This window comes from Rhizobium sp. ZW T2_16 (genome assembly GCF_044987325.1).
Lineage (GTDB): Bacteria > Pseudomonadota > Alphaproteobacteria > Rhizobiales > Rhizobiaceae > Neorhizobium > Neorhizobium cellulosilyticum.
This window is the reverse complement of the sequence record NZ_JBJDRG010000005.1, coordinates 302,122-314,834: the sequence shown is the minus strand read 5'-3', so window position 1 is coordinate 314,834 and position 12,713 is coordinate 302,122. Positions and strand designations below refer to the sequence as shown.

The window sequence follows — 12,713 nt, the reverse complement described above, 5'->3', positions numbered from 1 at the left end:
CAAACCCCGACAGTTACGCCGAATATCGGAAAATTCTGAAGGCACCGTTACAAGGTGCTTGCATGAGTGATTCGCGTCAAGGAATTTCTACTAAAGGAACAACCGGCGTCCTTTGCCGAAAGAGTGCGTATAAAATGATCTGATTCGGTCAATCGCGATTGGAGACAAGCAATGAAGCCTATCTGGGCGGTCGGACTGATGACCGGAACGGTACTCGACGGCAATATCGACGTCGCGCTCATCAAGACGGACGGAGAAAGCGTCGAAACCTTCGGCGCCTACACGCTTGCGCCCTATGCGGAAGATACCCGCCTTTTGCTCGAAGAAACATTGCGTCAGGCGCGAGGCTGGAATTTTGAAGGTCCGGAACCTCTGATTTTCAAGGATGCGGAAGCAGCGCTGACGCGCGCCCAGTCCACCGCCGTTCACGAGCTTGTCAAAGGCGCCGGACTGACCATAGAGGAGATCGGTGCCGTCGGTTTCCATGGGCAGACCGTGCTGCATCGCGCTCCGACCAAGGCGCGCCTGGGCGATACCCGACAGCTCGGCGACGGCCAGATGATGGCCGATTTTCTCGGAACAAAAGTCGTTTATGATTTCCGAACAGCCGATGTGCGAGCCGGCGGCCAAGGCGCTCCGCTGGCCGCCATTTATCACACCGCTCTATTGCGTGAGGTCGATCGAAGCGGCGACACCGCCATCCTCAATCTCGGCGGCGTCGGCAATATAACTTGGTGGGATGGCGAGGAACTTGTGGTCGCTTTCGACACCGGGCCGGCCAATGCGCCGCTCAACGATTTCATCAAGGGGCTTAGTCTTGGCGAGATGGATCGCGACGGCGCGCTCGGCGCATCAGGCACGGTGGACGAAGTGCGGCTCGAACGCCTTCTGCAGCATCCATATCTGACCGCAGCCTACCCGAAATCGCTGGACCGGTTCGATTTTACCGCCGCCATGGCAGATGGTCTGAACCCTGCCGATGGCGCGGCCACCCTTTCCGCCTTCACCGCATCCGCCGTCGGCAAGGCGCTCGACCTTCTGCCGCACAGGCCCAAGCGCCTGATCGTCAGCGGCGGCGGGCGGCGCAACCCCACGATCATGTCGATGATCGAAGAGAGGGCAAAGGTTCAGGCTGTTTCAGCCGATGGTTTCGGCTGGCGTGGTGATGCCGTCGAGGCCGAATGTTTTGCATTCCTCGCCGTGCGCGCTTTGCGTGGCCTGCCGATCAGCTTCCCGACAACGACCGGCGTTCCAGAAGCGCAGACCGGCGGCCGGATCGCCAATCCTTGAAGATTCTACACCAGTTTTTCTTATCCTGCCGAAAACGTGACCATAGCCAAAAATAAATCGATTTAAATAGCTTGAGGCCTGCGACACATAGTCCTAGTTATCCTGACGATTCTAAAACTGCATCGAGAGGCTTACACATGCAGATCGGAATGATGGGACTGGGCCGCATGGGCGGCAACATGGCAAGGCGCCTGATGCGTGCGGGCCATGAATGCGTCGCATACGACGTCAACCCGGCGGCAGTCGAGGCGCTTGTCGGCGAGGGCGCCATCGGCATCTCGTCCATCGAACAGTTCCTCGAAAAATTGGCGCCCCCGCGTGCCGTATGGATCATGCTTCCGGCAGCGATCACGCCCGGCATCGTCGACAAGCTGGCAGCCTTCATGCAGCCCGGCGACATGATCATCGACGGCGGCAATTCCAACTACCGTGACGCGGTCGATCAGAGCGCCAAGCTTGCCGAGAAGGGTATTTCCTACATCGACGTCGGAACGAGCGGCGGCGTCTGGGGTCTTGAGCGCGGCTTTTGCCTGATGATCGGCGGCCCGGACGAGGCGGTCAAACATCTGGACCCGATCTTCGCGACGCTTGCGCCGGGAGCGGATCTGGATCCGTTGCTTCGTCCTGCGGAGCGCGGTTATCTGCATTGCGGCCCGAGCGGCGCCGGCCATTTCGTCAAAATGGTCCATAACGGCATCGAATACGGAATGATGCAGGCCTATGCCGAAGGCTTCAATGTGCTGAAACAGGCAAATGTCGGCAACGCCCATCGCGAGGCGGATGCGGAAACGACGCCGCTACCGGACAAGCAATATTACCAGTTCGACATGGATATCGAGGCGATCAGCGAAGTCTGGCGCCACGGCAGCGTTATCGGCTCGTGGCTGCTCGACCTCACGGCGGACGCTCTGAAGGTGGACCCGTCGCTCAGCAGCTTCGGTGGACGCGTTTCGGATTCCGGCGAAGGACGCTGGACGATGAAGGCCGCGATCGACATGGGCGTTCCGGTGCCGGTTCTGTCTGCCGCCGTGTTCAGTCGTTTCGACAGCCAGGGTAATGCCGAATACGCCAACAAGATGCTGTCGCTGATGCGCAAGTCCTTTGGCGGCCACGTCGAAAAGCCGCATGGCAAGTAAGACTCCCAATAAACAGACCTAAAACATCTGTTGACACGATAAACAATTGTCTGCATGGGTTTCGCAAGGAGCCCATGCAATGACCCATCCGCTTGCACCACAGGAAAGCGCCGTTCTGGCCTTGATCCGCGAAAACCCTTTCGTCGGACAGCAGGAAATTGCCACCGCTCTGGGGCTGGCCCGCTCGACGGTTGCCGCTCATATCGTTCAATTGATGAACAAGGGATATATCCTTGGACGGGGTTATGTTCTCTCGTCCGAAGTCCGCGCTTTCTGCATCGGCGGCGCCGTGCTGGACCGCAAATATCACGCCCGCACCAAGATCGTTCTGGAAACATCCAATCCCGTCGAAAGTACCCGTAGCCTCGGCGGCGTTGCCCGCAATGTTGCGGAAAATCTTGCCCGGCTCGGTTCCGCGACCGGCTTCATATCGATCGTCGGTGATGATGACGGCGGGCAGGCCCTGCTCAAATATATGCGCGAAATCGGGATCGACGTCAGTCAGGTCGTTACGACCAACGAACGCCCGACGGCCGAATATGCGGCAATTCTTGATGCAGCCGGAGACTTGGTTCTCGGCATAGCCGACATGAACATTTTTGACCTGTTCCAGCCGGATCATATCGAGCGTGCCTGGCCTCATCTCGCAGCCTCGAACTGGGTATTTGCAGACTGCAATCTTCCCGCTGAAGCGCTTTTCGCGCTGATAGACCGTTGCAAAAATGCGTCCTGTCATCTGGCGATCGATGCGGTGTCGACCCACAAGGTCATGCGCCTGCCGAAAGACCTGAACGGGATCGACCTCCTGTTCATGAATATCGACGAGGCGAACGCCATCCTCGGCCAGACGAACCCGCACACCTCCGAAGGCGCGAAACAGTCCGCATTGGCGCTGCAAAAAGCAGGCGCCGGCATGGCCGTGGTCAGCGCCGGGGCTCAGGGCATGGCGGTTGCCGGACGGGAAACCGTGGACTTCGTCAATGCCGTCAGGGCTGCCCCCGTCGACATGACCGGCGCGGGCGATGCGATGATCGCCGCGACACTTCATCGGCTGCTCGAAGGCGACGAGATTTTCGATGCGGCCCGCACCGGGGCGCTTGCCGCCACACTCACCACCGAATGTAATGCCAGCGTGCTCCCCGACCTGTCTGCCGAGCTTATCGAAGCCAATCGGCACAGGCTGACGAACTGAAAGGACAAGACGACATGCAACTGCTGAAGCCTAAGCTCAACAAGGAAGTCGCCGACGCGATTGCGAAGGGTGGACCGGTCGTGGCGCTCGAATCCACCATCATCACCCATGGCATGCCCTACCCGGCCAATCTCGAAACCGCCAAGGCGGTCGAGGATGTCGTGCGTGCCAACGGCGCCGTCCCGGCAACGATCGCCGTCATCGATGGCGAGCTGCGCGCCGGTATCGACGCCGACGAACTCGAAAAACTCGCCCAGGCCAAGGATGTCGTAAAGGCCTCCGGCCGCGACCTTGCCGTCGCCATGGTACGCAAGCAGACGGCCGGCACGACCGTTTCCGCAACGATGCTGCTGGCTGATCTCGCCGGCATCGAGATCTTTGCCACCGGCGGCGTCGGCGGCGTCCACCGCGGTGCCGAGCAGACCTTCGACATCTCTGCCGACCTGACCGAGCTCGGCCGCACGAAAACCGCCGTCGTCTGCGCCGGCGTCAAGTCGATCCTCGATATCGCCAAGACGCTTGAATATCTGGAAACCCAGCGTGTTCCCGTCATTGCCTATGGAACCGACGAATTCCCGGCCTTCTTCACCCGCAAGAGCGGCTACAAGGCCGATCACAAGCTTGACAGCGCCGCCGAGATCGCCAAGGCGATGTGGCTGCATCACCAGCTCGGAACCGGCACCGGTCTTCTGATCGCCAACCCGATCCCGGAAGCGGCGGCTCTCACGCCGAAATTCATCGACGGGACGATTGCCGACGCGGTTCGCGAAGCCGATGAACGCGGTATCGGCCGCAAGGAACTGACACCCTTCCTGCTTGCCCGCATCAACGAACTTTCCAAGGGCGAAAGCCTGAAGGCCAATATCGAGCTGGTGAAAAACAACGCGACGCTCGCAGCCAAGATGGCCGTCGCCTATTCGGCCTTCAAGAAGGGCTGACCGTCCGATGCATACGGCTGGGTCTCAACCCAGCCGTATATGCGCAACCTCGCCCCGCTCGGCTGCCTCGATCGCATCCTCATAACCTGCGTCGGCATACCGGATGATGCCGAGCGACGTATCGTTGGTAATTGACATGTCGAGCCGCTCTGCCGCAGATTCCGTCCCGTCGGCCACGATCGTCACCCCGGCGCTGGTCATGTAACCGGCATAACCGCCGCCTCCGGAATGGATGACGACGAGATCGGCCATCGACGAGCAAAGCGTCATGGCGTTGATCAGCGGCCAGTCGGCAATCGCATCCGAGCCATCCTTCATGTTCTCGGTCATTATGTTCGGATGCGCCATCGCCCCGGCATCGAGATGGTCCCGCGAGAAGGCAATCGGCCCTTTCAGCTCGCCTTTCCCAACCAGTTCATTGACCGCCAGCGCCAGTTTCGTGCGTTCGCCATGACCAAGCCAGGCAATCCGTGCCGGAAGCCCCTCGAACGGCACATTTTCGCGCGCCAGCCTGATCCAGTTGGTGACGATATGATTGTCCGGGAATAGCTCCAGAACGAGATCGTCGATACGCGCGATATCGCTCTCTTCACCGGATAGCGCCATCCAGCGGAAGGGACCGATTGCGCGGCAGAAAAGCGGCCTCAGATAGGCCTCGGTAAAGATCGGGATATCGAAGGCGTTTTCGACGCCGCCCTCTCTGGCTTGGGTGCGAATGAGGTTACCATTGTCGAAAACCTCCGCCCCTCTTTCCTGCAGGGTCAGCATGGCGCGGACATGATCGGCGATCGAGGCACGGCTCGCCGCCATCAGTTGCCCCTGCCCTTCCTTTCGAAGCCGTCGTACTTCCTCGAGGCTCATGCCTTTCGGAACATAGCCATAGACGAGATCATGTGCGGAAGTCTGGTCGGAGACAACGTCCGGCACGATCCCGCGCTTGACGATCTGCGGATAGATATCAGCCGCATTGCCGACGAGGCCGATCGACACTGCTTGCTTTTCATTCACCGCCGCATCGATCATCGCCAGCGCGGTATCGAGATCGGACGCGACCTCATCGAGAAAACCGATAGCCTTGCGCTTGGCGACACGTTCGGGATCGATATCGACGACCAGGATCGCCGCCCCCGCCATGCGGCCGGCAAGTGGCTGCGCACCGCCCATGCCGCCCAGCCCGGCAGTCAGCACGAACCGCCCTGCAAGCGTACCGCCGAAGCGCTTTTCGGCGATCCGCATGAAGATCTCATAGGTCCCCTGGATCACGCCCTGGCTGCCGATATACTGCCAGGCGCCGGCCGTCAGCCCGCCCCAGCAGATCAGCCCCTTTTTCTGCAGCTGGTAGAAATATTCCGCCTTCGCCCATTGGCCGACGATATTGCAGTTCGCCATGATCACCAGTGGCGCCTTTGCATGTGTCTTCAGCAACCCGACCGGCTTGCCGGACTGGATGATCAGCGTCTGATCCTCGTCCATCTCCTTCAAGGCCCTGACAATCGCATCATGCGCGGCCCAGTTACGCGCAGCCTTCCCGAGCGCCGCATAAACGATGAGATTGTCGGGATCCTCGCCAACCGAGAGAACGTTTTCAAGAAGCCTCAGCAACGCCTCCTGCCGCCAGCCTTTGGCGCGCAGCTTCGGTCCGCCGGGGATCGGAAATTTCGGATGGCGCGGGTTCGGCTTAGACACGGTGTTCTCCTCACCCCAATGCGTAATCGGCGATGCTGATCCCGAGCGCCTTCTCGACGGTCGGGTAGACTGACGGATCCTTGACGCTCGACGAAAGCGGAATGATCGTCTTCGGCACATGCAGCAGAAACACCGGCATTCCGACCTGCAACTGTCCAACGCTCATTGGCTCGCCTTCCGGCGACAAGGTCGAGATGATGTCCGGAAAAGTTGCGAGCCGGTTGCCGCCGGCATCATCCACCGCCATGTATTCGTTCATCACATGCAGCGTCACGGCCTTGTCGCCGCGACCGACCGTGATCGTGCCGACATCGAAAGCCTCGTTCGTATAGACAACCGATTTTGAGCTGACCTCGCCCTCGGCGATGATCGACCCGCCTGTCGTCTTGACGATCGCGTCAATGATCGCATGCCCTCCCCTGGCATCCGCCTCGATGATCGCTTCGCCGAGCTTCAACGCGAGACTGATACCGCCAAGCGCCGCATTGCGGCGAACATAAGAGGCCCGCAGCGGATTGCGGCAGGAGGCGATAAATCCGCCCGACATGTCGGATGCCGTGCGAAGCACCGGCGAGACCTTGGCGGTCGCGCCGCGAATAACCAGTTCGATATAGCGGTTCTCGGCACGATTGCCGCCAACTGCTGTCTGGATCATTTGTTCCGGCGAATTGGCCATGCCGATCGACCCCATGTCGCCGGTCGGATGGGCACGCACGTCACCGACAGCATCGAGCACCTTGGTGCCAAGAATTGCGGACGGAAGCCAACCGTTCAGCGTCGATGACTTGCCGTTCTGGCCGATCATCAGGGCCGAAATCTTTTCTCCCAACGCATCCTGCAGAAGCTGAACGGCCTTGACGTAATCGACACCCTGCATTTCCCATGCGGTCGTGGAAGCGGGTGCACCGATGGCCGCCGCCGTTGCCACCCAGTCGTCATCATCCAGTTCGTCGATCGTGATCAGTTCCGGCTTGCCGATGCTGACCGCGGCATAGCCCAGCATGCGGCCATGATCGGACCAGCCGCCGCCGCCGGCCGCATAAACGGAACCGCCGCGAACGGCCGCCTCGACATCCTTCTCCGTCAGTATGCGCCCCATGCCGTCTCCCTATCTTTTATCCAGATCCAGAATTGCCTCGTAAAGAACGGCCGCACCGAGAGTGATCGCATCATTTTCCGACCATTCTTCCGAAGCATGGCTGCGCCCGTCCTTGCTGGCGATGAAGATCATCGCAGCAGGCGCCACCTTTGAAAGGAAGGCGGCGTCATGGCCGGCGCCAGACACCATCGGCCGGGTGGTAGCGCCGATCCGCGCAGCGCTCGAGGCCAGAACATCCGTCACCATCCCGGACATAGGTGTCGGGGCCGCATTGGAAACCCTGCGCGGTTCCGCAATCTTCACATTCCGTTTCGCAGCCGTCTGCGCACAAAGCGCAGACAAGGCCGCTACGAATTCGTCCATGAGAGCAGGATCGACGGCCCGGGCATCGATCAGCATCCGAACATGGAATGGAATGACATTCGCGGCATTCGGCTCCATCGAAAACTCACCAACGGTGCCTGCAAAATAACTCGATCCGAGAGCCAACTCGTTGGCGATACGTTCAATGCCGAGCACAAGGTAGGATGCGGCCCCCAAGGCGTCGTAACGCGCATTCATCGGTGTGGTGCCAGCATGGTCGGCACGGCCTTCGACCAGGATCTCGAAGCGGGAAATCCCGGTAATCGCCCCGACGATACCGATATCGATTCCCTCCCGCTCAAGCACTGTACCCTGCTCGATATGCAATTCCAGAAAGGCCCTGATATCATCGCGCCCGCCGATTTGCGCCGGGTCGCCACCGACCTCGCGAATCCCTTCGGCCAGATCTATACGCCTTCCCTCGGCCTCGGCCGTGCGCTCCAGCCACTCGCCAGGACGAACACCGGTCATGCCTCGGCTGCCGATGCAGGAGACGCCGAAAATCGAGACTTCTTCCGCCAGAAAATCGACGATTTCCAGATCGTGTTCCAGTTCGATCCCCGCATCGCTGAGCGCGCGCGCCACTTCAAGCGCCGCAATCACGCCGGCGATCCCGTCGAAACGACCGCCATTTGGCACCGTATCTGTATGCGAGCCCAGCATCAGCGTGCCGCCACCCGTCTTTCCCTTTCGACGACCAATCAGGTTACCGCCAGCATCGATACGCGTCTCAAGACCCGCATCACGAAATGCCTTTTCCACATAGGCGCGTCCCTTGAGGAACATCGGCGTGAATGCGCGACGCGTCCATGGTCTGTCGGGTTCGGTGATATTGGCCAGAGCGTCGATATCTGCCGCGATACGGCCGGCATTGACGACGAGATTGGAAGTCATATGGCATGATCCTGAAATGAAATGCTGGCAGTAGATCGAGCGCTGCATCCGCGCCGACTCGGCACCTGGCTTCGCTCTCTCCTCGATGAGTATCCAGAGAAGATAGGTTCACGAAACCAGGCAAGGCAAGCTGATTTGATCGGAAATCGGCCGACCGATTGCGGCGATCATCAGCCCCGACGCGACACGTGGGAAAGCCCGACTGAAGCCGTTGACGGCTCCGAAAACATCGGTCATTTGTATAGGCAATAAAAAGAACAGCGATAAAATTCGCTGTCACACGGTGGGAACAGCCGAACTGCGGTCCTTAAGGTAGAACAACGCGGAGAAATCACCAATGCTCAAAAGACAAATGATGAAGGCTGTCGCCGCTGGCGCCCTTCTGCTTGCCACGTCGTTTTCGGCCTATGCTGAAGACGTGCTGGCCAAGGCCAAGGCCGCAGGCGTGTTGAAGGTCGGCACGGAAACAGCATTCGCTCCCTTCGACTTCATCGACGCCGGCGAGCACAAGGGCCTGAACGTCGATTTCTTCGAGGCGCTCGGAAAGGACCTTGGCGTCAAGATCGAATGGGTCGAACTGCCGTGGGATAGCGTTCTGCCAAGCCTTGAAGCCGGCAAGTTCGATGTCGTTGCCGGTCCGGCGACCATCACCAAGGCCCGCATTGCGCGTTACCGCATGAGTGCCCCGGTTGCCGAAGCCTCCGTCGCGATCCTGAAGAAGGCCGGCGACACTTCGATCACGAAGCCGGCCGATATTGCCGGCAAGGCCGTCGGCGTCGGCAAGGCGACCGCACAGCTCGCGCAGTTGCAGGAATATTCCGCGACGCTTCCGGAAAAGGTCAACGTTCGCGAATATGTCTCGTTCAACGACGCTTATGCGGACCTTGCCACCGGCCGTGTCGTTGCTGTCGCGAACTCCCTTCCGAACATCGCCTTCGTTGCCAAGCAGCGCAACGGCGCCTTCGAAGTCGTGACCCCGGCTTTCGGCAAGAAGACCTATTTCGGCTTCATCGGTACCAAGGATGACGACCACAAGTCGCTGCTCGATTACATCGACACCGAAATTCTTGCGATGAAGAAGGACGGCCGCCTGGGCAAGCTGCAGGAAAAGTGGTTCGGCACGACGTTCGATACGCCGGACTCGGTGCCTGAGCCGGCATTCTGATCCTCAGTCGATTACGGGGATGTGCTTAGCGCGTCCCCTGATCCCTCGTTCCTTCCGTTTCGCCCTGCGCACCGCGCCGGCGACCAACGAAGCGTAGCCGATGACGCCAAAACTTTTCACGCTGCTTCTGGAGGCGGCTCTCTCGACCCTTGGCATCAGCCTGGTGTCGATCGCGATCGGGTTCGTGATCGCCATGCTGCTCTCTGCCGCGCTGCTGTCGGGCAAGTCGATCTATATCCTGCCGGCAAGGCTGTTCATCAGCTTTTTCCGCGGCGTGCCGCTGCTGGTCCAGCTTCTGCTCATCTATACGCTGTTGCCGGTGATCGGCATCAATGTTCCCGGAATTGTCGCCGCGATCGTCGGCCTGTCACTCTGCACGGCTGCCTATCAGGCTGAAAACCTGCGTGGCGGATTTGCCAGCGTTCCGCCTGGTCTGATTGAAGCCGCCGATGTCGCAGGCTTTACTGGTGCCCAGACATTCATCCGCATCCGCGCGCCCATCGCTCTTAGGCTAACATTTCCGGCACTGGTGAATGAGGCGATCATGATCCTCAAATCCTCCTCGCTCGTGTCGGTGGTGGGGATTATCGAGATCACCAAGATGGCTCAGGATCTTGCCTCCAGCACCTATCAGCCGATCCCGATCTTTGCTTCCGCGGCCCTCATCTATTTCGTCATCAACTCCGCAATCGCGCTTCTTGGCCGCTATGCCGAACGTTCCCTGAAGGGAGCCTCGGCATGATGTTCGACCCGCAAGTCATCATTGAGAAACTGCCGGAAATCGGCAGCGGGCTGTTCGTCACCCTTTGGCTCTGGATCGCCGGCGTGCTCGGCGGGGTCGTGGCAGGCTTCATCGTCGCTACCGCGCGGCGTTTCGGCGGCAAGATCGTCAACGCGGTGCTCGGCACGATCGTGGAAGTGCTGCGCGGCACCCCGTTCCTGATCCAGATTTTTCTTCTCTATTTCGGCGGCCCGTTCGTCGGCCTGATGCTCGATCCCATCCCCTGCGGATTGATCGGGCTTACCGTCTATAGCGCGGCCTATTACAGCGAGGTGTTCCGCGCCGGTTATGCTTCGGTCCCGGTCGGCCATGTCGAAGCCGCAGCCTGCCTGGGCATGACGCGGTTCCAGACGATCAGCCGGATCCAGGTGCCGGAAATGGCGCTGATAGTTCTGCCGCCCGCCATCAACCTCGCGATCATACTGCTCAAGGAGTCCGCCGTCTTGTCGATCATCACGGTGCCGGAACTGACCGCCACCGTCAGCGCCATCGGCTCGCAGCAATACGCCTTCCTCGAAGCGATCTTCATCCTGGCGATCGTCTACTGGATCATCGTTGAACTCACAGACCGGCTCGGCCGCGTGGCCGAAAATCGTCTCTCCCGACTGAGGTTTTCGAAAGCATGAGTGTACCAGCCATCGCCATCCGCAAACTCGTAAAGCGGTTCGGAGAAACCACCGTGCTGCAGGACATCGATCTGGAAATCCCGGAAGGCAAGGTTTCCTGCCTCATCGGTCCGTCTGGTTCAGGCAAGAGCACATTGCTGCGCTGCCTCGCTTTTCTGGAAGAAGCAACCAGCGGCATGATCACCATCAACGGAGAGGCCCTGGGCTTTTTCGAGGACGCCAATGGCCGCCGCGAGCGCCTGCCCGCCAACCAGATCCGTGCGGTTCGCACGAAGACAGGCATGGTCTTCCAGCAATTCAATCTCTGGCCGCATATGACCGCGCTCGGCAATGTTAGCGAAGCCCTGAAGCTCGTCCGCAAGGTGCCGAAAGCTGAGGCGGAGGAACGCGCCATGGTGCAGTTGCGCAAGGTCGGGCTGGAAAACCGCGCCGGACATTACCCGTCGCAGCTTTCCGGCGGCCAGCAGCAACGCGTGGCGATTGCCCGGGCGCTCGCGCTGGAACCGAAAATCATGCTGTTCGACGAGCCGACCTCCGCGCTCGACCCGGAATTGACCGGTGAAGTGCTCAACGTCATGCGGGACTTGGCGAGCGAGGGCATGACGATGGTGGTCGTCACCCACGAGATCGGCTTTGCCGCCAGCGTCGGCCAGCAGATCAGCTTTCTCGATCACGGAAGGCTGTTGTTCTCAGGACCGCCAGCGGAAATCTTTGCCAAACCGCGCCACCCACGCCTGGAGCAATTTCTCGACACCTATCTCGATCGCGGCGCCAGCATGCTCGCATGATTGACGCGGATATTACTGCCGACACTATTCCCGAGACGCCGCTTTCGCTTCATCAGCGAATACTTCTCGATATCGAGCAGAATATCCTGACTGGCCGCTGGCAACCCGGCTTCAAGATCGCATCGGAACAGCAACTGGCCTTGCAATACGGCTGTTCGCGCATGACCGTGAACAAGGTCGTGACACAGCTGGCACGCGCCGGGCTGATACAGCGGAAGCGCAAGGTCGGCAGTGTCGTTCTCCCCCAGAAGGCGCAAAGCGCAATTCTCGAAATCTACGACATTCGCGAAGAGGTGAAGGCGAAAGGTGAAATCTATAGCCACCGGATTCTGGGCCGCACGGTAAGGCCGGCGAACAGTGAAGAGGCCGAGCGCCTCGACATCCCGCGTAAGAGAGCGATCGCCGATATTACCTGCCTTCACTATGCGGGCGCACATCCCTTCTGCCTCGAGCAGCGTCTGATAAATCTGGAAGTCGTGCCGGATGCCAGAGGAGAAACATTCGAAACCCTCTCTCCCGGTCCCTGGCTTCTCGATCATGTGCCATGGAGCGCCGCCGAGCACCGGATTGCGGCCCGCGGCGCCGGCTCCGCGGAAGCTGACTATCTCGCCATCCCTATCGGCAGCCCTGTCATGGTTGTCGAGCGTCAGACATGGCGGCTCGATCAGTCGGTGACTTCGGTTCGGCTGACCTATCCCGGCAAAAGCCACACGCTCACCGCCCGCTTCACCCCATCTCAGGCGGGCTGAAACACG

The 12,713-nt window shown here is 60.0% G+C and carries 12 protein-coding genes; 9 read left to right on the top strand and 3 right to left on the bottom strand.

All coding sequences use genetic code 11. The features are described 5' to 3' along the window. The first annotated feature begins 171 nt into the window (after positions 1-171). From ACI3K0_RS16200 to ACI3K0_RS16185, 4 genes are all read left to right on the top strand, one after another. Entirely contained in the window at positions 172-1,290 is a 1,119-nt protein-coding gene (locus ACI3K0_RS16200; RefSeq protein WP_148145018.1) for an anhydro-N-acetylmuramic acid kinase, read from the top strand. Between the two features lie 137 nt (positions 1,291-1,427). After that, the gene (gene gnd, locus ACI3K0_RS16195) at positions 1,428-2,426 is read left to right on the top strand and encodes a phosphogluconate dehydrogenase (NAD(+)-dependent, decarboxylating) (protein ID WP_404945635.1); all 999 of its coding nucleotides are present in this window, start codon (positions 1,428-1,430) and stop codon (positions 2,424-2,426) included. Between the two features lie 79 nt (positions 2,427-2,505). Then, complete coding sequence (locus ACI3K0_RS16190) at positions 2,506-3,618, top strand: carbohydrate kinase (protein WP_148145020.1); 1,113 nt, start codon at positions 2,506-2,508, stop codon at positions 3,616-3,618. A gap of 14 nt (positions 3,619-3,632) precedes the next feature. Further along, on the top strand, positions 3,633-4,556 hold the full coding sequence (locus ACI3K0_RS16185; protein ID WP_148145021.1) for a pseudouridine-5'-phosphate glycosidase: 924 nt from the start codon (positions 3,633-3,635) through the stop codon (positions 4,554-4,556). A 24-nt stretch (positions 4,557-4,580) separates the two neighbouring features. Here ACI3K0_RS16185 and ACI3K0_RS16180 read toward each other — a convergent pair whose 3' ends face one another. From ACI3K0_RS16180 to ACI3K0_RS16170, 3 genes are read right to left on the bottom strand one after another with little or no spacing between them, the layout of a single operon-like run. Next, positions 4,581-6,242, bottom strand: a complete 1,662-nt coding sequence (locus ACI3K0_RS16180) for a urocanate hydratase (protein ID WP_404945634.1) — start codon at positions 6,240-6,242, stop codon at positions 4,581-4,583. A 10-nt stretch (positions 6,243-6,252) separates the two neighbouring features. Next, positions 6,253-7,341 (bottom strand): DUF917 domain-containing protein, encoded by a 1,089-nt coding sequence (locus tag ACI3K0_RS16175; RefSeq protein WP_404945633.1) that lies wholly within the window; start codon positions 7,339-7,341, stop codon positions 6,253-6,255. Positions 7,342-7,350: 9 nt separating this feature from the next. Further along, positions 7,351-8,598, bottom strand: coding sequence for a Zn-dependent hydrolase (locus ACI3K0_RS16170; protein ID WP_404945632.1), 1,248 nt, complete (start codon positions 8,596-8,598; stop codon positions 7,351-7,353). 352 nt (positions 8,599-8,950) lie between these two features. Here ACI3K0_RS16170 and ACI3K0_RS16165 point away from each other — a divergent pair, with 352 nt between their 5' ends. The 5 genes from ACI3K0_RS16165 (at position 8,951) to hutC (ending at position 12,707) form a co-directional block, all read left to right on the top strand. Further along, a complete protein-coding gene (locus ACI3K0_RS16165) occupies positions 8,951-9,763 on the top strand; it encodes a transporter substrate-binding domain-containing protein (RefSeq protein WP_404945649.1) in 813 nt (270 codons plus the stop codon). Positions 9,764-9,863: 100 nt separating this feature from the next. After that, the gene (locus ACI3K0_RS16160; protein ID WP_148145026.1) at positions 9,864-10,505 is read left to right on the top strand and encodes an amino acid ABC transporter permease; all 642 of its coding nucleotides are present in this window, start codon (positions 9,864-9,866) and stop codon (positions 10,503-10,505) included. Further along, positions 10,502-11,170: an amino acid ABC transporter permease gene (locus ACI3K0_RS16155; protein WP_404945631.1), complete on the top strand. Its 669-nt coding sequence runs from the start codon at positions 10,502-10,504 to the stop codon at positions 11,168-11,170. Before ACI3K0_RS16160 ends, ACI3K0_RS16155 begins: the two co-directional genes overlap by 4 nt. Next, positions 11,167-11,958, top strand: a complete 792-nt coding sequence (locus ACI3K0_RS16150; protein WP_148145028.1) for an amino acid ABC transporter ATP-binding protein — start codon at positions 11,167-11,169, stop codon at positions 11,956-11,958. Before ACI3K0_RS16155 ends, ACI3K0_RS16150 begins: the two co-directional genes overlap by 4 nt. After that, positions 11,955-12,707, top strand: a complete 753-nt coding sequence (gene hutC / locus ACI3K0_RS16145) for a histidine utilization repressor (RefSeq protein WP_404945630.1) — start codon at positions 11,955-11,957, stop codon at positions 12,705-12,707. The genes ACI3K0_RS16150 and hutC overlap by 4 nt, the downstream gene beginning before the upstream one ends. Positions 12,708-12,713: the final 6 nt, after the last annotated feature.

What these genes read in the sequence shown, in the direction of transcription:
- ACI3K0_RS16200 (WP_148145018.1), top strand. Translation starts at nt 172, where the DNA reads ATGAAGCCTATCTGGGCGGTCGGACTGATGACCGGAACGGTACTCGAC.
- gnd (WP_404945635.1), top strand. Translation starts at nt 1,428, where the DNA reads ATGCAGATCGGAATGATGGGACTGGGCCGCATGGGCGGCAACATGGCA.
- ACI3K0_RS16190 (WP_148145020.1), top strand. Translation starts at nt 2,506, where the DNA reads ATGACCCATCCGCTTGCACCACAGGAAAGCGCCGTTCTGGCCTTGATC.
- ACI3K0_RS16185 (WP_148145021.1), top strand. Translation starts at nt 3,633, where the DNA reads ATGCAACTGCTGAAGCCTAAGCTCAACAAGGAAGTCGCCGACGCGATT.
- ACI3K0_RS16175 (WP_404945633.1), bottom strand. Translation starts at nt 7,341, where the DNA reads ATGGGGCGCATACTGACGGAGAAGGATGTCGAGGCGGCCGTTCGCGGC.
- ACI3K0_RS16170 (WP_404945632.1), bottom strand. Translation starts at nt 8,598, where the DNA reads ATGACTTCCAATCTCGTCGTCAATGCCGGCCGTATCGCGGCAGATATC.
- ACI3K0_RS16165 (WP_404945649.1), top strand. Translation starts at nt 8,951, where the DNA reads ATGATGAAGGCTGTCGCCGCTGGCGCCCTTCTGCTTGCCACGTCGTTT.
- ACI3K0_RS16160 (WP_148145026.1), top strand. Translation starts at nt 9,864, where the DNA reads ATGACGCCAAAACTTTTCACGCTGCTTCTGGAGGCGGCTCTCTCGACC.
- ACI3K0_RS16155 (WP_404945631.1), top strand. Translation starts at nt 10,502, where the DNA reads ATGATGTTCGACCCGCAAGTCATCATTGAGAAACTGCCGGAAATCGGC.
- ACI3K0_RS16150 (WP_148145028.1), top strand. Translation starts at nt 11,167, where the DNA reads ATGAGTGTACCAGCCATCGCCATCCGCAAACTCGTAAAGCGGTTCGGA.
- hutC (WP_404945630.1), top strand. Translation starts at nt 11,955, where the DNA reads ATGATTGACGCGGATATTACTGCCGACACTATTCCCGAGACGCCGCTT.